At 41.7% G+C, this 19,863-nt stretch carries 19 protein-coding genes and 2 tRNA genes; 10 read left to right on the forward strand and 11 right to left on the reverse strand.

Going from position 1 to position 19,863, the window contains the following annotated elements:
* Positions 1-241 precede the first annotated feature (241 nt).
* The 11 genes from Cop2CBH44_RS12760 to prmC form a co-directional block, all read right to left on the reverse strand.
* Positions 242-1,159: a hypothetical protein gene (locus tag Cop2CBH44_RS12760; RefSeq protein ID WP_200754947.1), complete on the reverse strand. Its 918-nt coding sequence runs from the start codon at positions 1,157-1,159 to the stop codon at positions 242-244.
* Between the two features lie 424 nt (positions 1,160-1,583).
* Positions 1,584-1,667, reverse strand: a tRNA-Leu gene (locus Cop2CBH44_RS12765).
* Between the two features lie 4 nt (positions 1,668-1,671).
* A tRNA-Gly gene (locus Cop2CBH44_RS12770) sits at positions 1,672-1,747 on the reverse strand.
* 58 nt (positions 1,748-1,805) lie between these two features.
* Complete coding sequence (locus Cop2CBH44_RS12775) at positions 1,806-2,294, reverse strand: hypothetical protein (protein ID WP_200754948.1); 489 nt, start codon at positions 2,292-2,294, stop codon at positions 1,806-1,808.
* A complete protein-coding gene (locus Cop2CBH44_RS12780; protein ID WP_200754949.1) occupies positions 2,291-3,283 on the reverse strand; it encodes an aldo/keto reductase in 993 nt (330 codons plus the stop codon). The genes Cop2CBH44_RS12775 and Cop2CBH44_RS12780 overlap by 4 nt, the downstream gene beginning before the upstream one ends.
* A gap of 137 nt (positions 3,284-3,420) precedes the next feature.
* Positions 3,421-4,761, reverse strand: coding sequence for an argininosuccinate lyase (gene argH / locus Cop2CBH44_RS12785; protein WP_044224813.1), 1,341 nt, complete (start codon positions 4,759-4,761; stop codon positions 3,421-3,423).
* Between the two features lie 79 nt (positions 4,762-4,840).
* Positions 4,841-5,254: an SRPBCC family protein gene (locus Cop2CBH44_RS12790; protein ID WP_200754950.1), complete on the reverse strand. Its 414-nt coding sequence runs from the start codon at positions 5,252-5,254 to the stop codon at positions 4,841-4,843.
* A gap of 19 nt (positions 5,255-5,273) precedes the next feature.
* Entirely contained in the window at positions 5,274-5,912 is a 639-nt protein-coding gene (pyrE, locus tag Cop2CBH44_RS12795; protein WP_044225171.1) for an orotate phosphoribosyltransferase, read from the reverse strand.
* A gap of 119 nt (positions 5,913-6,031) precedes the next feature.
* Positions 6,032-6,730: a ComF family protein gene (locus tag Cop2CBH44_RS12800; protein WP_246469120.1), complete on the reverse strand. Its 699-nt coding sequence runs from the start codon at positions 6,728-6,730 to the stop codon at positions 6,032-6,034.
* A 4-nt stretch (positions 6,731-6,734) separates the two neighbouring features.
* Positions 6,735-7,199, reverse strand: coding sequence for a regulatory protein RecX (locus Cop2CBH44_RS12805; protein WP_021930277.1), 465 nt, complete (start codon positions 7,197-7,199; stop codon positions 6,735-6,737).
* Positions 7,200-7,211: 12 nt separating this feature from the next.
* The gene (gene prmC / locus Cop2CBH44_RS12810) at positions 7,212-8,060 is read right to left on the reverse strand and encodes a peptide chain release factor N(5)-glutamine methyltransferase (protein WP_200754951.1); all 849 of its coding nucleotides are present in this window, start codon (positions 8,058-8,060) and stop codon (positions 7,212-7,214) included.
* A gap of 38 nt (positions 8,061-8,098) precedes the next feature.
* Between prmC and ribD the strand changes: the two genes are divergently transcribed.
* From ribD to lacZ4, 10 genes are all read left to right on the forward strand, one after another.
* Positions 8,099-9,148, forward strand: a complete 1,050-nt coding sequence (gene ribD, locus Cop2CBH44_RS12815; protein ID WP_021930275.1) for a bifunctional diaminohydroxyphosphoribosylaminopyrimidine deaminase/5-amino-6-(5-phosphoribosylamino)uracil reductase RibD — start codon at positions 8,099-8,101, stop codon at positions 9,146-9,148.
* Positions 9,149-9,358: 210 nt separating this feature from the next.
* Complete coding sequence (locus Cop2CBH44_RS12820) at positions 9,359-10,927, forward strand: DUF6242 domain-containing protein (RefSeq protein WP_021930274.1); 1,569 nt, start codon at positions 9,359-9,361, stop codon at positions 10,925-10,927.
* A gap of 72 nt (positions 10,928-10,999) precedes the next feature.
* The gene (gene porG / locus Cop2CBH44_RS12825) at positions 11,000-11,674 is read left to right on the forward strand and encodes a type IX secretion system protein PorG (protein WP_021930273.1); all 675 of its coding nucleotides are present in this window, start codon (positions 11,000-11,002) and stop codon (positions 11,672-11,674) included.
* A gap of 17 nt (positions 11,675-11,691) precedes the next feature.
* Entirely contained in the window at positions 11,692-12,429 is a 738-nt protein-coding gene (locus Cop2CBH44_RS12830) for an undecaprenyl pyrophosphate synthase (protein WP_021930272.1), read from the forward strand.
* A 29-nt stretch (positions 12,430-12,458) separates the two neighbouring features.
* Complete coding sequence (locus tag Cop2CBH44_RS12835; RefSeq protein ID WP_200755974.1) at positions 12,459-15,080, forward strand: BamA/OMP85 family outer membrane protein; 2,622 nt, start codon at positions 12,459-12,461, stop codon at positions 15,078-15,080.
* A gap of 99 nt (positions 15,081-15,179) precedes the next feature.
* The gene (locus tag Cop2CBH44_RS12840) at positions 15,180-15,695 is read left to right on the forward strand and encodes an OmpH/Skp family outer membrane protein (RefSeq protein ID WP_021930270.1); all 516 of its coding nucleotides are present in this window, start codon (positions 15,180-15,182) and stop codon (positions 15,693-15,695) included.
* Positions 15,696-15,756: 61 nt separating this feature from the next.
* Positions 15,757-16,263 (forward strand): OmpH/Skp family outer membrane protein, encoded by a 507-nt coding sequence (locus tag Cop2CBH44_RS12845; protein ID WP_021930269.1) that lies wholly within the window; start codon positions 15,757-15,759, stop codon positions 16,261-16,263.
* Positions 16,264-16,356: 93 nt separating this feature from the next.
* Positions 16,357-17,196 carry a glutamate racemase gene (gene murI, locus Cop2CBH44_RS12850; RefSeq protein ID WP_021930268.1) on the forward strand — a complete coding sequence of 280 codons (840 nt, stop codon included), beginning with the start codon at positions 16,357-16,359 and terminating at the stop codon, positions 17,194-17,196.
* Positions 17,197-17,216: 20 nt separating this feature from the next.
* On the forward strand, positions 17,217-17,639 hold the full coding sequence (locus Cop2CBH44_RS12855) for a S4 domain-containing protein (protein WP_021930267.1): 423 nt from the start codon (positions 17,217-17,219) through the stop codon (positions 17,637-17,639).
* Positions 17,640-17,816: 177 nt separating this feature from the next.
* Positions 17,817-19,847 (forward strand): beta-glucuronidase LacZ4, encoded by a 2,031-nt coding sequence (gene lacZ4, locus Cop2CBH44_RS12860; protein ID WP_021930266.1) that lies wholly within the window; start codon positions 17,817-17,819, stop codon positions 19,845-19,847.
* Positions 19,848-19,863 lie beyond the last annotated feature (16 nt).

Genomic DNA, 19,863 nt, shown 5'->3' on the forward strand with positions numbered 1-19,863 from the left:
AAAAATATATAAGTTAAAAAATGTTTGGAAATATTTTTCTTTCAGGAGCTATTTATGAATAAATTATAGATTATTCAATGAAAATGTGAATGGTATAGTTGTATATAGCTGGGTATGTATTTTTTATTTTCAAATTGTTCTGAGGGTCAAAGGCATTTCGATAAATAATCCCTTATTGATGTATGTTAAGTGCTTGTAGGATTGTTCTTTAGAGTAGTGAAGAGGTTGTGTGAATATAGTTTTATGTCGATTTTGCCAGATGGTATCTTCTCAGTGCTTTCTTTTTTGCCTCATCACGTAATTTTTTTTGTTTCACTTCTTTTTCTTTAGCCAATATAGCATCGATTAAGGCATCTGCATTCTTCAATTTGGCACTGACATAGGTTCTTCTGTGCAAAGCGATTTCGGTAATCATGTTACGGTCTTGGATGATGTTCAAGAGTTTGTTGTACCGGTATTTGGTCGTATATTTTTGATATGCTTTTTTCAGTGATTTATCTTTAAGCAATACGTTGAGTTCTTCTGTGTTTCTGGCTCCGAACATCCGACATTTGATCATGCTCGATGTTGTCTGGGCAAATTCTTTATTACCGATGATGGACAGTATTCCCATATACATGGCCCATAAAGCCCGTTCGTCCGCTTTTATGTACTCTTTACGGTTGTAAAGATTCTGCATGACCTTTGCGTTGAGCAGGATAAAGGGGCAATTGTTGAGATTATACGTTCTTTGATAACTGTTTATTGCCGAGATGTTTACCGGTATGGTTTTTGTATTGAGATCTAACATCTTGTATACTTGCCGTATACTGTACCATTCTATGACCAGGTCGTAAAAATGCGGATTATATTGGCTGTAATCGGAGAGATATTTTATTTCTGGTTTAGGATCAAATTGCCCGTGACAAAAGCCGTTAAGATCTTCATCGTAAGGGAAATCTTCCATGTCTTCATATTCTTGTATAAGGTATGCCGGAAGTTCATTCATTGCTCTGTAAATGCAATAAACAAATTCTTTAAGTGCGTTTTTTTCAGAAATATTTATCTTTTGAGCCGTATAGAATATTCCGGTATCGTACATCATTTCTATAGTATATGGCTCTATAATCAAATTTCGTAATATAGGTAAGGGGATTAAAATAAAAGGATTCTTGTTCATGTTTTATTGAAATATATTTCTATCTGCCTTTCTAACAAAGATACTGAAATGCTTTATCTATTCAAAATGGGTATAAGTGAATAAATATTAAAAATCATCTTTTTAAATAATATAGTTCTAAGTATTGTTCTATATAGCGTCCATATAAATAATTATAATAATAATAACTATATAAAAATAGAAGACATCAATCGATATTGATGTATAACTCCTGCTCTAACCATCGGTTTACTTTTGGTTTTCCGATGGTTTGTTCTCGGTTCCGTTCCGGTTTTAGAATGTTAGTTTAGAGTAAAAATGTAAAAAGACAAAAAGATGAATCATAAAATGCAATTTGTCTTTTGAATATTTGGAATGGTTTTACAAAAGGTCTATATAAAAAGAAAAGACGTTGATTATCAACGTCTTTTCTTTTGCAGTTCTGTACCCGGAGCGGGACTTGAACCCGCACAGCTGCAATAGCCAAAGGATTTTAAGTCCTTCGTGTCTACCATTCCACCATCCGGGCGGCCTGGAGCGAAAAACGGGACTCGAACCCGCGACCCTAACCTTGGCAAGGTTATGCTCTACCAACTGAGCTATTTTCGCATTTGCGAGTGCAAATATAGAACTGTTTTTTGTTTTTTCAAAATAAACGGTGAAATTTTTATCGTGTTATTGTATATGCACCGGTCAAAGAATTGTAAACAACGTTATATCGTTGTAGAAAAAACTTGCGTGTATGTGCTTGTCCGCTCATGGGTGCACCGTTTGCGGAAAAAACGTCGTAGGTGGAGCCGCATTTGTCACACCGGGCGCAAAGTGCATCGGCATCAAAGTGTATTCGTACTTGAGCCGACCGTTCTACCGGGCATGCCATATCGAATGCTAGTATCTGGTTTTCGTTGCCTCCGACCAGTAATATGCCCCCGAATCCGGTAGCAGAGGATATATTATATTGGAAACCTTCGGGTTTCTGGTTGAGGATAAATATTTGAGAGTCGCCCATTCCGTGTACACCGTACGTCACCCACCGGGCAGCATCGATATTGACATATACGTTCGATGTAGGAATGCGGTCATAAATATTTTTGTCGCATCCGGAGAGTATGAATATCAAAAATAGGACGGATAGTATGGCTCTATACATTTTCATGCTTGCAAGATTTCTTCTATTTTTTTGATTTCGTCATCAGTGAATGATAGATGGTTTAGCGTTTCCATATTTTCTTTTAGCTGTTCTACATCCCGGGCACCGATGATGACCGATGTTACAGCTGTATGGTGCAGTACCCATGCCAGGGCCAGTTGTCCTGTGCTTTGGCCTCTTTTTTGTGCAATTTCTTGTAGCCGGGTTACGGTTGTTATGACCTTATCGGTGATTTGTTCCGCTTTGAGAAAACCTTCCGGGCGTTCTGCTCGCGAACCTTTAGGTATTCCGTGCAGATATTTATCGGTAAGCATGCCTTGCGCCAAAGGTGAAAAAGCGACGAATCCGGTTCCGTGGGTTTCCACAGCGTGCAAATGATGTTCTTCTACATTACGTGCGAGCATATTGTATTTGTCCTGGTATACCAGGCAAGGTGTTCCTGCGTTTTTCAGGAAATTAAATGCATACAACAGTTTATCGATGGGATATTTCGACAGACCGATATAGAGAGCCTTGCCTTGTCGTACGATATCGCATAAGGCTTGTAGGGTCTCATCGAGAGGGGTATTGGGGTCGTACCGGTGACTGTAAAATATATCGACATAGTCGGTTTGCAGTCTTTTTAATGTTTGGTCGATACTTGCCATGATGTATTTTCTTGAACCGCCGTCTCCATACGGACCGTCCCACATCAAATGGCCGGCTTTGCTGGTAATGATTATTTCGTCGCGGTAAGGAGCAAATTCTTTTTTCAGCATGCGGCCGAAGTTCTCTTCTGCACTTCCGGCAGGAGGCCCGTAATTGTTGGCCAAGTCAAAATGAGTGATGCCGTGATCAAATGCGTATTTGACTATTTCCAATCCGTTTTCATAGCAGTCTGTCCCTCCGAAATTATGCCATAATCCGAGAGAAACGGCCGGCAGCCATAGCCCGCTATTGCCGCATTTATTGTAGGACATGGAGCTGTAACGTTGTTCGTTTGCTTTGTATATCATTGCTTCCGGTATTTTTTTAATAAAATCCTGAAATTGAATGTTCCTTTTTTACATAACGGTTGTTTTGGAAATTTGTTATGCACAAGCCCTCTTTTAAACATTGTTTATGTATAATCGTGTTGCAGGGCTTGGCAAGGTCATCTCCCTAACAGATTTTGTTCTGCATTTTCTACTTTATGGAAATTGAAGCCGTCTATAATTTGTTGCATCAGTAGTTGTATGCGGTCGTTGCAAAGATTTCCGATGCTACCTTCATGAGAGTGGTGCACTTCTTTGTCGTGATCGAATTTTCCGGCTTCGATGTCAAGCCCTACTTTCTTGTAAGCATCTCTGAAAGGAACTCCGGACAAGGTAAGTCGGTTTACCTCTTCTACACTGAATATCAGTTTGTATTTGTCGTCATCGAGAATGTGTTGGTTTACGGTGAGATGGGTCATCATCTGTGTAACCATGACCAGACATTCTTTGAGATTGCTGAATGAGGGTAGGAATGCTTCCTTGATTATTTGTAAGTCGCGGAAATATCCGGAAGGAAGATTATTTGATATCAGTGTAATTTCGTATGGTAACGCCTGTATTTTATTACATCTGGCTCGGGTCAGCTCGAATACATCCGGATTCTTTTTGTGAGGCATGATGCTCGACCCGGTAGTATACTCATCAGGCAGTTTTATAAAACCGAAATTTTGAGAATTGAAGAGACAGGCATCGAATGCCAGTTTTGACAGTGTCGCTGCAATGGAGGCCATGGCTGATGCAACAATTCGTTCGGTCTTGCCTCGTCCCATCTGTGCATATACGACATTGTAATCCATCGAGTCAAACCCGAGCAGGCGGGTAGTCATGGTTCTGTTCAGCGGGAATGACGAACCGTATCCGGCTGCCGAGCCTAACGGGTTGCGATTGCATATCCGGTAAGCAGCCTGTAAAACGGTGAGGTCATCGACCAAGCTTTCGGCGTAAGCGCCGAACCATAGTCCGAAAGATGACGGCATGGCAATTTGCAGATGGGTATAGCCGGGCATCAATACGTTTTTATATTTTTCGCTTTGGTCGACTAATATGTTGAATAGCCGGTAACAAAGGGTGACAAGTTCTTTGATTTCGCTACGGGTAAATAATTTCAAGTCGACGAGCACTTGGTCGTTGCGTGAGCGACCGCTATGGATTTTCTTCCCGATATCTCCTAATTTCCGGGTCAGCATGAGTTCGACTTGAGAGTGTACGTCTTCGACTCCATCTTCGATGACGAATTCTCCTTTTTCGGCAATGGCATATATCCGGCGAAGCTCTTCTACCAACCGGTCCAGTTCATCACGAGTCAGCAAGCCGATGCTTTCGAGCATGGTGATATGTGCGATAGAGCCTAAGATATCATAGCGGGCCAGAAATAAGTCCATTTCCCGGTCTTTGCCTACAGTGAATTTTTCTATATCACGGTCTACTTGTACGTTTTTTTCCCAAAGTTTCTGAGCCATAGTTTATATGCGAAAAATAATAAGCAGTATCAATATACTGTGAATAGTGATTGTTTGGTATTTTTTATGCAACGTTTCTTCATTGGTAAGAAATGTTGGACAGTACTTCAGCCATTTTTTCAAGGCCTTCTTGCAGAGGCTTTGCTATCATTTTATGTATAAACGGGTTTAGTTCGGCTTTGACTGTCAATTTCATTTTACTTTCATTGTCCGTAACAGGCAATAACTGTATCCACATGAAAAATGGAACGGGCGAATTTTCTGTACCGAATTTTATGGTTTTGTACGGTTCCCGTTCGATGACAACGACTTTCACGCTTCCTACCGGTGTGACGGAGAAGCTGCAACTATCAGCGTCGAAAGAAAAATCTTTGACTTTGTCAGCCGGAATTTTGTCTTTGATTTTCTCCAGATTGTTCAAGTCGGAGAGTGTATTAAAAATGGTTTCGACAGGTGCCGGAACCATTTTTACAGTGCTTTCGAATTGTGCCATTCGTAATATCTTTTTATTGTTATTTATTAGGATTCCAGATAGAAGGGTCGGTTCTCCATTCGTGTAAAGTAGCCAAGTCTTCCTCTGCGATGTAGTTCGTCTCAAGCGCTACTTCGAGCACAGCATTATAGTTGCTGAGTGTCAACAGTTTTACTTTAGCTTCTTTGAACCGCTCTATGGCAATAGGGAATCCATACGTGAAGATGGCAGCCATACCTATGACTTCGCAGCCTGCGTTGCGAATAGCCTCTACAGCTTTCAGGCTGCTTCCTCCGGTAGAGATGAGGTCCTCTATAACCACGACTTTTTGTCCCGGGATAAGGTTTCCTTCAATGAGATTTTCCAGTCCGTGGTCTTTGGGTGCCGAACGTACATAGACGTAAGGCAATCCGAGCTCGTCAGCCACAAGGGCACCTTGAGCGATAGCCCCGGTAGCCACTCCGGCAATAGCATCTACTCCTTCAAAGTTTTCCATAATAAGACGACACAACTCTACTTTGATAAAAGTCCTTAATGTCGGGTATGATAGTGTTCTGCGATTATCGGTATAAATAGGCGATTTCCAGCCGGAAGCCCATGTAAAGGAATTGGAAGGCTGTAGCTTTACAGCGCTTATTTTCAGCAGTTTTTCAGCGAGAATTCTTTCTAATGTTTTCATGTTGCTTGTTGTATTTTGTATTGATTTTCTGACCATTTTCGTTATGTTTTCAATTGGGAAACAAAGATACGAAATAAGGGTGGTACACCGAAAATTTATATCTGCTTTTTTCTATTTTTTTATTGTGCCATGGCCAATGTTAACAAGCTAATTTTGATATTTTTAATATTCGACAAGGTATTAGCGCAGGAAAGCAGGGTAGCACCGGTGGTTACGACATCATCGATGAGCAGCAGATGTTTGCCTTCTGCCTCCGAAGTGTTTCCTAAAGTGAATATGTTTTGAGTATTTTCCCATCGTTTGTAGATGCCTTTATTGGTTTGGGTTTCGCTTGTTCCGCATCTGTGGATGAGGTACCGGGCGATATCTTTTCCGGTGAAGTCGGAGATGCCCATGGCAATCCATTCACTTTGATTGTATCCTCTTTTTCTGAGCCGTTTCGGATGGAGTGGGACGGGGACTAGTAAATCTATATCTGTAAAGAATTCTGCTCCGAGTTCCCGGGCATATATCTCACCCAAATAACGGGCACATTCTTTTTCTCCCCGATACTTGATTTGGTGTATCAGATGACGGTAGTCTCCATGGTGGGTGAAATAGAAAAATGCGACGGCTTTTTCTATCTGGACTTTGCCTCGGAAGAGGTGCTCCATGATATTGTCTTCGCTGTGGGAATGGAATTGTGTGCGGGGGATGTTTTGGATACAATACATACATAGATGCTTCTCGTGGCTTTGCAGAGCACGGCCGCAAATCAGACAGATGCGGGGATAAAACAAATCGATCAGATAACCTATATGTTGCTTGAGAGAGGACATGTTTTTATCGGATAGTTTTCAGGCAAAGATTTATGTATTCGGGCTCGAATCCTCGGGATGCTGCAAAGCGGAACAGTTTTGCCTTTACATTTTCCGGTGTATCGTCTTTTATACTTTTTCTTTTGGATAGTATCGTTTCCTGCAATGTTTCCAGGTATTTTTCGTCATCTATGCAGTTTATGGCGTTGTCGATGCTTTGAGAGGGGATGCCCTTTTGCCGGAGAGCATATATAATTTTCACTTTTCCCCATTTATTGAATCGGAATTTGTCATTGACAAAACTTTTGCAATAACGTTCCTCGTCGATAAATTTTCCTTGTATCAGTTTCTCGATAATTTCTTTTGAGTCATTTGGGGCGATTCCCCAACGTAAAAGTTTTTCACGGATGTCGAAGATACATTGTTCTCCGGCAGAGCAGAGGGCTGCCGCACGGTGTAAAGCTTCTTCGGGTGATAATTGTTTCTGCATGATTGCTTGGTTTTATGGAAGGATGGCGGAGACGATGCGGTCTCTTTGTTGCATGTCTTTGAGTAATTCTATGTTACGGTATCCCAGACCGGCCAGCAAATTTACGGTTTCGTTCCCCAGATTGGCATTTATCTCGAAATATAAATTTCCTCCGGGCTTTACTGTGTCAAGGGCAGTTGTCCCGATTTTCCGGTAAAACAATAGCGGGTCGTTATCGGGGACGAACAGGGCTTGATGCGGCTCGTATTTAAGCACATTATCTTTCATTTCGTTTTTTTCACACTCCCTCACATAAGGCGGATTGCTTACCCATATGTCGTATTTCCCATATTCGTCCGGAGAGGGAGAATATTCAAGAATGTTTACCTGTCTGAATTTTATGGGAGCGTTTGAAGACAATGCATTTTCTTGTGCTATTTTTAGGGCATCTGTCGAGATATCCCACCCTTCTGTTTTTATTCCGGGCATGTTCAAGGCCAGAGCGATGGCCAGACATCCGCTTCCGGTACCTATATCGACGAGCCGACTGGTGTCGTTTTTATGCCGTTTGATGATCAGGTCGGCCAGTTCTTCTGTTTCAGGTCGGGGAATCAGGGCTCCCGGAGTCGTTTTGAACCGTAGTCCGTAGAACCAGGTTTCGCCTAATATATATTGTATAGGTTCATATTTTTGCAATCTTTTTACGATTGCAGTGATTTGTTGATGCTGGGTTGGCGATAAAGTTTTATTTTTGCATAAAATAAAATCGACGGTAGAGTACCGGCATACTTTTTCAAAGATAAGTTTTATGAAGCTGCCTATCTCTTCCGGTGGATATAATCCTTTTAAGGACTCTTTTATATGTCGTATAGTGTCTTGCATATGAGTACTTTGATGCAAAGATAATATAAAATTGTGTTATGACTAATCTGAAAAAGACTGATGAGTTGTATATGCGCCGCTGTTTGCAGCTTGCATCGTTGGGACAGGGGCATGTATCTCCCAATCCGATGGTAGGAGCCGTTATCGTGTGCGACGGTAAGATTATAGGGGAGGGCTATCATCGCAAATGCGGTGAAGCTCATGCAGAGGTGAATGCGGTGAATTCTGTCCGGGACCGTTCTTTACTGAAGCGGTCTACGATATATGTTTCTTTGGAGCCTTGTTCTCATTATGGCAAGACGCCTCCGTGCAGCCGGTTGGTTATAGACAGCGGAATACCGCATGTGGTGATAGGCTGCCTCGACCCTTTCCCAGAGGTCTCGGGGCGTGGAGCGGATATGCTGCGCCGTGCCGGTCTCGATGTGAGAGTGGGAGTATTGGAGAAAGAATGTCTTGAATTGAACAAATGCTTTATAACCGTACAGACGAAAAAAAGGCCCTATATTATATTGAAATGGGCACAAAGTGCGGATGGGTATATTGATTGCTTGCGGGATAAAAGTGAAAAGGCCTGTGTGATATCCGATGCAGTGACATCTGCCTTGGTGCACCGTATGCGGTCATTATATGATGCCATATTGGTGGGACGTAAGACTGCGGAGATGGACAATCCTTCTTTGACGGTGCGTTATTGGACCGGAGATAACCCGTTACGTGTGGTCATCGATAAAGACTTGTCGCTGCCCCGTAATCTGAGACTTTTTACCGATGGGATAAAGACTTTGGTATTTACTTCCGAGAAGCATGTCCCGGAAGGAGAGGTAGAATATATAACAATCGATTTTTCAAGACCGGTGGTTCCGGCAATATTACAGTGCTTGTATGAAAAAAAGATTCAGTCTTTGATTGTAGAAGGAGGGCGTTATACATTGCAGAGTTTTATCGATTCGGAGTATTGGGACGAGGCTCATATAGAAATAGGTAAACAAGTGTTAAAAGCGGGTATCCCTTCTCCGGTCATATCCGGCACAAAAGTTGCCTTTGAGAAACATGGAAATTCGGAGATTATAAAGATTCTTAATCGATGAAAATGTATTTTTTGTCGTTTGATTGTTGTTTTCTGACGATATTTATAATTGTGAATAGTTGGCGTTTGCTACATTTGGAAAAATGTATAAGGGTTAAAATTCTCATTAATTTATCACTAAATTATTATAATAATATGCTATCCTCTCGCATAAAGTAAAAATTGTTTCTATTTTTGCAGCTAAAACTGTAATCAAGAAAAGTCATTCATAATGAAATTGCAAAAAGTAAGTATATATCTGTTCTCCTTTTTTATCCTTTTGATGGGGGTAGGTTGTAATAGCGACGAGGAGTCGGAGTCTTATACCGTATCCGGAAATACATTGGTAAAATCTTTTTCATTGAGCGATAAATCGGGTTCGGATGTCCCTTATTCAAGCTGTTTCTTTACTATAGATGCAGTGAACGGATACATTTTTAATGCCGATTCCCTTCCTTATAAGTCCGATATATCATCTTTGGTGGCCAATATCACATTTTCATCTGCTTCGGCAGTGGAGATTGCCTATACCAAGCAAGACGAAGAGAATGTTACGACAGTAGACTATCTGACAAATAGTACCGATTCGTTGGATTTCTCCGGAAAGCCATGGACCGATACCGATAAGAAAGCTTCTGTAAAAATGACGGTAACCGCCCCTAATGGAAATAAACAGATATATTATATTGATGTGCGTGTGCACCAGATTGTGGCCGATTCGTTACAGTGGAAAGAGCTGACAAAAACTGAGTTACCTTCTGCCCTTGCGAGTCCAACGGTACAAAAGACCGTATTATATAAAGAGACTTTATACTGTTTTACAGGAGATGGGAGCAGCTATTCACTGGCTACCAGTCAGAGACCTTCAGAGATAGCTCTTTGGAACAAAGAGGTGATAACTCCCGGATTTGTCCTGAATGTAGGTTCGATACAATCGGCTCCGGATTATTTATATGCTCTGAGCGATGCGGGAGAGCTTTACCGTTCTGCCGACGGAAAGTCTTGGGAGAGTGTAGCCATAGATAAACCGTTCTATTCATTGATTGGTGTATGGACCGATTCCGAAGAAGCACCGGCAGATATCCGATTGTTGGGTGTGATAAAGGATGGTGATACTTATAAGCATGATTGTTATCCTCGTCCCGAGGGTTATGCGCCACGGACGATAGAAAATGATTTTCCCGTATCAGGTTACAGTAATATGATTGTAATATACGAGGGGGGTGATTACGGATTGCCTCAGACTGCATTTGTCGGGGGGCGTTTGGCTGACGGTTCGTTGACAGCAGCTGTTTGGGGGTATGACGGAGAGGCCGATGGTTGGGCAAAGTTGGGCGTGAAGTCTCTGATTACCCCGAGAGAAGGAGCCATGTTCTTCCCCTATTGCACATATACGTACGATTCGTCTACGGGAGTTCGTACCGAATGGCCTACTTTCTTTGTCGTAGGAGGTTCGGATGGGTATGATTGCCTCAAAGATATGTATACGACCAGTAATCCGGCACAATATTGGGATAAGGTAAAAGATGGCTCGGTATTGGCTTTGCCCGAAGCATTCCCGGCTACGTCGTTTGCATCGGTGGTCGTGTTTAAGGAAAATGTGATAACAAAGAGTAGTTTGGCAGGCTGGAATTTCTTGAAGGTCTCCGAATTGCCTCGATATATGAAATCAGCCGACGGATTGACCGACGGACTTGTACCCTATATCTATATGTTCGGTGGAGAAGATTCCGGTGGGAACCTCGAACGGCAGATGTGGAGAGGGGTAATAAATCGGTTGACATTTGCTCCCATACCCTAAAGTGGGAAAATAATGGAGCATAAAGATAATTTTCAGTTGCCGTATTCGTTTTTCTTATAAAGAGATATCGTTATGAGAAAGAGGATAAGACTCATACTGGGAATTATGATGGGGCTGATACTTACAGCTACCGCTCAAGATTATAAATATGAGGCGGGTGGTGGCTTAGGTATAGGATTTTATATGGGAGATGCCAATCAGAGCGCATTGTTCCATAAGCCCGGGGCTGCATTCGCTGCATTGTTGCGCCGGACCATAAATTATCGCTGGGCCATAAAATTTGACTTGGCGACAGCGCATATCAAGGGTGATACGCGTGATTTTGATACTCGTTTCCCGGGTGGAGATTTTAATTTTAGCCGGCAACTCATCGATTTGGGAGCTCAGGCTGAATTTAATTTTTTCCATTATGGAATAGGGTATTCGTATTTGGGGACAAAACGTTTTTCTCCCTATCTTTTATTAGGGATCGGATTTACGTGGGTGCCTAAAAAAGACGATGGGTATTTTAATGTAAACATACCTTTGGGGTTCGGGCTTAAATATAAAGTCGCTCCCCGCTGGAATATTGGTTTGGAGTTTTCGGTGCGGAAAACGTTGGGAGATAAATTGGACGGATGGCGATTGTCCGATCCGGTAGGTATCGACAGTTCTGCATTTAAAAATACTGACTGGTATTCATTGACCATGTTTTCTGTTACGTATGATTTCGGGCGGAAACGTGCAATTTGTAATAATGATATGTAATAAACAACCTGTTGACTATGTCATTTAAGGAACAGATAGATAGAACCCGCTTGCCGCGCCATGTCGCCATTATTATGGATGGCAACGGTCGTTGGGCGAAGGAGAGGAATAAGGAACGTACTTATGGGCATCAGTATGGTGCCGAGGCTGTACGTATGGTGACCGAGGCCTCTGTAGAAATAGGGATTGAATATCTGACATTGTATGCTTTTTCTACTGAAAACTGGAAGCGTCCCGATGAGGAAGTGGATGCTTTGATGGCATTGATGGTGATGTCGATAGAGAATGAAACGCCTACACTGATGGAGAATAATGTGCGGTTGCAGGCTATAGGTGATTTATCTCGTATGCCGTCGGACGTTAAGGCCAAGTTGGATCAATGCATACAAGTTACCTCCGGAAATACAGGTCTCACGCTGGTACTTGCGTTAAGCTATTCTACCAAATGGGAAATGGTCGAGGCGGTAAAAAATATGGCACAGGAGGTTATGGATGGTAAATTGAATATAAAGGATATAAATGATAATACAATAGATAGTCATTTGGCGACAGCGATGATGCCTGACCCCGATTTGTTGATACGGACGGGAGGAGAGATGCGTATCAGTAATTTCTTGATGTGGCAGCTTGCTTATGCCGAACTTTATTTTACGCCTGAATATTGGCCGGATTTCGGAAAAGAAAATTTTTATAAAGCCATTTGTGACTATCAAAACCGGGAAAGACGTTTCGGTAAAATCAGTGAACAACTATGAGAATTAGAGAAAAATCAATGCAACACAATATGCGTAAATACCTTTTATTATTGTTGGCTATGTTCTTCCCGGTCGTTCAGACCGCATTTTCGCAGACATCGACAGAATCTAAAACCGATACGATATACAATCCTACCATACATTATACCGCTACACCCAAGAAATATGAAATTGCCGGTATAACGGTATCGGGGGTAAAAAATTATGAAGATTATGTCTTGATAGGCTTTTCGGGGCTTACTGTGGGGGAAACGATGGAAATCCCGGGAGATGATATTACCCGGGCTGTAAAGCGTTTCTGGAAACAGGGGTTATTTTCGGATGTGGCTATTGAGGTTACCAAGATATATGGCGATAAAGCGTGGTTGAATATCAGCCTGAAAGAGCGTCCCCGTATTTCGCAAATCAATTATAACGGAATAAAGAAATCGGAGCGGGAAGATCTTGAGCTTAAATTGGGATTGGTAAAGGGAAATCAGATTACGCCCAACCTGATAGACCGTGCAAAATTGTTGATAAAGAAACATTTCGAAGAGAAAGGTTTCAATAATGTCGATGTGCAGATTTTGCAGAAAGATGACTTGTCTCATGAAAATCAAGTGATTGTCGATATCAATATCGATAAGAAAGAAAAGATTAAAGTTCATAAAATATATATTGATGGAAATCAGGTCCTGACTGATAAGAAATTGCAGCGGGTAATGAAGAAAACGAACGAAAAAGGCCGTTTGGTAAATCTCTTTAGAACCAAAAAATTTGTGAATGAAAACTTCAAAGCCGATTTGGACCTTATTATCGATAAATATAATGAACTGGGATATCGTGATGCTGTCATCGTAAAAGACAGTGTAGCAAAATATGACGACAAGAAAGTCGATGTGTTTATCACGGTAGATGAAGGGAAGAAATATTATATTCGGGATATCCGTTGGTTGGGTAACACATTGTATCCATCGGAATATCTGAGTGCCATCCTGCGTATGAAACCGGGCGATGTATATAACCAAAAGTTGTTGAGGGAGCGTACACAAGACGATGAAGATGCTGTAGCCAACCTTTATATGGATAATGGTTATCTATTCTTCCAGCTTGACCCGATAGAGGTAAATGTGGAAAATGATTCTATCGATTTGGAACTGCGCATTTATGAAGGTGAGCAAGCCAGAATCAATAAAGTCATTATTAAAGGTAATGACCGTTTGTATGAGCATGTGGTTCGTCGTGAGTTGCGTACTAAGCCGGGTGAATTGTTCAGTAAATCAGACCTTATGCGTTCGGCCCGTGAAATTGCACAAACCGGACATTTTGACCCGGAAACAATGGATATACGCCCAGAACCGAATCCTGAGAATGGAACGGTAGATTTAGTGTATGGCTTGCAATCGAAAGCCAATGACCAAATAGAGTTTTCTGCCGGTTGGGGGCAGACCGGTATTATCGGTAAGCTGAGTTTGAAGTTTACCAACTTTTCGGTTAAGAATTTCCTAAATCCGAAATCATATAAAGGTATTATACCTCAGGGAGACGGGCAGACATTGACAATCAGTGCACAGACCAATGCCAAATATTTCCAGTCATACAGTCTGTCGTTCTTTGACCCGTGGTTTGGCGGTAAGCGTCCGAACTCCTTCTCTGTGTCGGCTTATTACAGCCGCCAGACCGATATAAGTTCTAATTATTGGAATAATAATTATCTTGACCCGTACGGTTTGGGGTATTATAATCCCAGTATATATGGCAATAGCTATGGCAACTATGATTACAGCTATGCTGTAGACCCGAGCAAATCATTACAGATGTTAGGAGTCTCTGTCGGATTCGGTAAGCGATTGAGCTGGCCCGACGACTACTTTAACTTTACGGTAGACCTGAATTACCAGCTATATATGTTGAAAGACTGGCAGTATCTATATTTCTTGCAGAACGGCCATTCTCACAGTATATCTTTGGGATTGACCCTTAGCCGTAACTCAATCGATAACCCTATCTATACTCGGCGAGGTTCCCAGTTCTCTCTGTCGGTACAGCTTACCCCTCCTTATTCTTTGTTCAATAAGGTAGACTATAAGAATCTCGATACCAGTACCGAGCAGGGACGTGAGAAAATGTACAAGTGGATAGAGTATCATAAGTGGAAGTTTAAAGCCAAGACATATACTCCGCTTACTCCGGTAGAAAACCAACACACATTGGTGTTGATGACGCGTGCCGAATTCGGTATTTTGGGTTCTTATAATAAATATAAAAAATCTCCTTTCGAGACATATTACATGGGTGGTGACGGTATGTCGGGATACAGTAGCAACTATGCTACCGAAACTATCGGATTGAGAGGATATGAGAACGGTTCGTTGACTCCGTGGGGATATGATGCATATGCTTATACTCGTATGGGTATCGAGCTGCACTTCCCTATATTGCTGCAGCCATCGTCTACGATATATGCTCTGACATTTGCAGAAGCCGGTAATGCGTGGGTGAATGTAAGGGACTTTAACCCGTTCCAGTTGAAGCGTTCGGCCGGAGTCGGTGTACGTATATTCTTGCCGATGATCGGTATGATGGGTATCGACTGGGCGTATGGTTTCGATAAAGTATTCAACAAACGAGGTGGCAGTCAGATACACTTTATCCTTGGACAAGAGTTCTAAACCGAAATCGATTTGTTCTTGAAAATAAACCAATGGCAATGAAAACAGTCTAATACTGTACATTGTTATTATTATTCACGAATTAAAAATAGAATAGTTATGAAAAAGGCGATTATGATTTTGGCTGTGTTCTGCTCATTGGCGGTGACAGGTAGCGCTCAAAAGTTTGCATTGATCGATATGGAATATATATTGAAGAGTATACCGGCTTATGAAATGGCAAATGAGCAATTGAAGCAGGTGTCGACCCGCTGGCAACGGGAAATAGAGACAAAAGCCAAGGAGGCTGAAACATTGTTCAATAACTATAAGTCGGAGCAGGTTTATCTCTCCAAAGAACAACAATCGAAGAAGGAAGAAGAGGTCGTGGCCAAAGAAAAAGAAGTGGCCGAGCTACGTCGGAAGTATTTCGGGCCGGAGGGCGAGTTGTATAAGAAAAGAGAAAGCCTGATGCAACCGATACAAGATGATATATACAATGCTGTAAAAAAGATTTCTGAAGAGAAAGGATACCAGATGGTTATTGACAGGGCTTCGGATGCGAGTATAATATTTGCCTCTCCGAGAATCGATATTAGTAATGAAGTGCTTACAAAATTAGGATATTCAAAATAAATGCTTATTTTTGTGACATTAATTGATAAACTGGAAAAATAAGAAAATTAAAATTGATATTATGTTTAAAAAATTAGTTATTGTTTTATTGTGTGCGATGCCATTGAGTGTATTTGCACAGTACAAATTCGGAACCATAAATACTCAAGAGGTATTTGCTTTAATGCCAGAAAAAGCCACAGCAGAAAAGACATTGCAGGATTTGGCAAAGAAATATGAAGATGAATTTGTGAAAATGCGCGAAGAATTTAATAAAAAATACAAAGAATTTATGGCGCAGGATTCTCTTCCTGAAAACATAAAGGCTCGTCGTATGCAGGAGGTACAAGAATTGCAGCAACGAATTCAGAATTTTCAGGAAGTAGCTCAAGGTGATATTGAAAAACAGCAGCAGCAGCTTTTTGCTCCCATCGAAAAGAAACTGACTGATGCTATCAAGTCGGTAGGTACAGAACAGAAATTTACTTATATTTTCGATTTGGCCTCTCCGATGCCTGTTATATTGTATCACGGAGCACCCAGTGAAGATGTGACGGCAGCCGTCAAGACAAAATTGGGATTGAAGTAAAAATAGAACAAGAACTCTATATGGCGGATGAAGGATGATAATCGATATTTATCATCCTTTTCTGTTTACGGATATAAAAATTATATATTATCAATGGATTTGTTACCTGAGATACATGGGCCGATAGGGGTGTTTGACTCCGGCTATGGTGGGCTCACGATTCTTGACGAAATTCGTCGGGCAATGCCTCGGTACGATTATATTTATTTGGGAGATAATGCCCGTGCTCCCTATGGTACGCGCTCGTTCGAAATTGTATATAAATTTACATTAGAAGCTGTTGTCCGCTTATTTGAAGAAGGGTGTCCTTTGGTAATTCTTGCTTGTAATACGGCTTCGGCAAAGGCTTTGCGGTCTATACAGCAGAATGACTTACCGATATTGGCCTTTGACAGGAGAGTCTTGGGGGTTATCCGCCCTACCGTAGAAGTAATCGGGAATATGACAAAGACCCGTAAGATTGGAGTTCTGGGAACATTGGGGACAATACAATCTGAGTCATATCCATTGGAAATAAAAAAACTGTATCCCGATATAGAAGTATATAGCGAGCCTTGCCCTATGTGGGTCCCTTTGATAGAGAATAACGAACATAATTCGCCCGGAGCAGATTATTTTGTGAAGCTTTATATCGACCGGTTGATGAACCAGTGTTCTCAAATTGATACTGTTATTCTGGGATGTACCCACTATCCGATATTATTGGAGAAAATAAAGAAATATTTGCCGTCGGGGGTACAGGCTGTGGCACAGGGAGAATGGGTTGCCCGCAGTTTGTCAGATTATTTTAAGCGGCATCCTGAGATGGACGAGCGCTGTACGAAACAAGGAACATGCCGTTTCTATACGACGGAATCGGAAGCAAAATTTATAGATGCAGCTTCATTGTTTTTACATGAAAAGCTCGATGTAAGACATATAACATTGGGGTAAATTAATTTGAATAGAAGAATATGGAAGAATTGATACGCATAAACAAATATATCAGTGAGACCGGTTTTTGCTCTCGCCGAGAGGCAGATAAGTTGATTGCAGACGAGCGGGTGACGGTAAATGGAATAAGGGCGGAAATGGGCACGAAAGTCGCTCGTACTGATAAGGTCAAAATAGACGGGCAGATTATCCGCTTGCCGGAAAAGGTCAACGTAGAAGATGAAGAGGTTCTGTTACATAAGAAAAAAGCCAAACTCAACCGTTCACAGCGGGAACCTGTCGATTACTTGTCGAGGAGTTCTCTACGTGGAACTCGGGGAGGCATCAGAAATATGAGGAGGCATAGGGTTAAGGATGATAACGATGAAGCATCGAAAACCCGTTTATCTGATAAAAAAAGACAAACAGGATATAAGGGTTCCTCAAAAAAAGGAGGTAAGTAATCCTTTATATAACGGAATTTTTGAGGATAGCAAGTGAAGAAAAAGCGGCGCGGAAAATGTGGTTTTGCACCGCTTTTTTGATTTTGAATTATTGAAGGTTGTATTTGGACGATTTGGGGTTCTTTTGTAACCATATAATCCGTATTTTTGGCAAGATATTTCTTTAAATCGGTAAACATGAAGACCATTAAATTATTTATTTTTTTTATTTTTATCACATTTGCGTCTCAAGCTGCACGGAGGGATATTCTGATAAATGATAATTGGATGTTTCGTTTTGCACATCAGGTATCTCATAAATCGGAGCGTCGAGTGGATTTACCTCATACATGGAATGCAAAAGATGCTTTGGCGGGGATTCCCGATTATTATCGGGGGACAGCAAATTATACACGTGTGCTGAAAATTCCTGAAGGATGGAAAGGCAAACGGCTTTTTTTACGATTTGAAGGGGCTAATACGGTAACTGACGTATTTATCAATCAGCGGCATATCGGGGAACATAGGGGAGGATATGGAGCTTTTGTATTTGAAATAACCGATTGGGTAGAATATGGTAAGGACAATCAGTTGCAGGTGAGTGTAAGTAATGCTTTGCATCTTGATGTCATGCCTTTGGTCGGTGATTTTAATTTTTATGGAGGAATATATCGGGATGTACATTTGTTGGTGACGGAGGAGACTTGCATATCGCCTTTGGATTATGCTTCTCCGGGAGTATATCTGATACAGGAGAGTGTATCTCTTCAGAGGGCTGATGTCAAGGCCCGGATAGCGGTTTCGGGATTGGCCGTGAATAATGTAAACTTGAATGTACGGGTTTACGATGGGAAAAAGGTAGTAAAGGAAGCAGTGCAACCGGTCGAAGTCAAACCTTCAGATGTGATGTATGTCGATGTTCCGATAATAATAGATACTCCACATTTATGGAATGGTAGACAAGATCCGTTTATGTATCGGGTTGAGGTTACCTTGTCGAAGGGCGATAGAATATTAGATAAAGTGGAGCAGCCTTTGGGGCTACGCTTTTTTGAATTAGATGCAGACAAAGGGTTCTCATTGAACGGCCGGCCATTGCGGTTGCATGGTGTATGCCGTCATCAGGATAGAATCGAAGTGGGAAATGCCTTACGTCCTGAACATCATATCGAAGATGCTGCGCTGATTGCCGAAGTCGGGGCCAATGCCATACGTCTGGCACATTATCCTCAGGCGACTATGATATATAATTTGATGGATAAGTATGGGCTGGTCGTGTGGGCCGAAATACCGTTTGTCGGACCGGGAGGCTATCAAGACCAAGGATTTGTAAATACTCCCTCTTTTTGTCAGAATGGGAAGGAACAGCTTATCGAGCTTATCCGCCAGCATTACAACCACCCCTCTATCTGTTTTTGGGGATTGTTCAATGAGTTGAAAACTCCGGCAGATAACCCGTTGGAATATGTGCGGGAGCTGAATGAACTGGCACATAAGGAAGACCCTACACGAATCATAACTTCTGCATCTAATTTGAACGATGATAATGAATTGAACAGAGTTACCGATGCTATTTGCTGGAATAAGTACTTCGGCTGGTACGGAGGTAATCCGGATGACCTTGGAGCATGGGCTGACAAAGTTCATTCAGCATATCCTCGGTTGAAAATCGGCATTAGCGAGTACGGGGCCGGAGCAAGCATTTATCACCAGCAGGATTCTTTGAAGAAAGTAGTCCCTACCGGCTGGTGGCATCCGGAGAATTGGCAGACGTATTATCATATGAAGAGCTGGGAACAAATCAGTGAACGGCCATTTATCTGGGGCTCTTTTGTCTGGGCATTTTTCGATTTCGGAGCCGCGCACAGGACAGAAGGGGACCGCCCCGGTATAAATGATAAGGGACTGGTTACTTTTGACCGGAAAGTGAAGAAAGATGCTTTTTATTATTATAAGGCAAACTGGGATAAGGACAATAAATTTGTATATATTGCCGAACGGCGTTGCAAAAACAGAGTGAACCCTCAGGTTGATATTATGGTGTTTACCAATTTGCCGGAAGCTTCTTTATGGGTAAACGGACAATATATGGGAAAGGCCAAGGCCGATAAATGGGCTACTGTGCGTTGGGAGAATATGAACCTGATACCCGGGGCGAATCGTATAGAGGTAAAATCTGTAGATAAAAAGAAAGAATACTCTGATACTGTAGAATGGATATTACAATAAAATTATAGGTAGAAAT

Source organism: Coprobacter secundus subsp. similis (genome assembly GCF_015097275.1).
GTDB classification, from domain to species: domain Bacteria; phylum Bacteroidota; class Bacteroidia; order Bacteroidales; family Coprobacteraceae; genus Coprobacter; species Coprobacter secundus.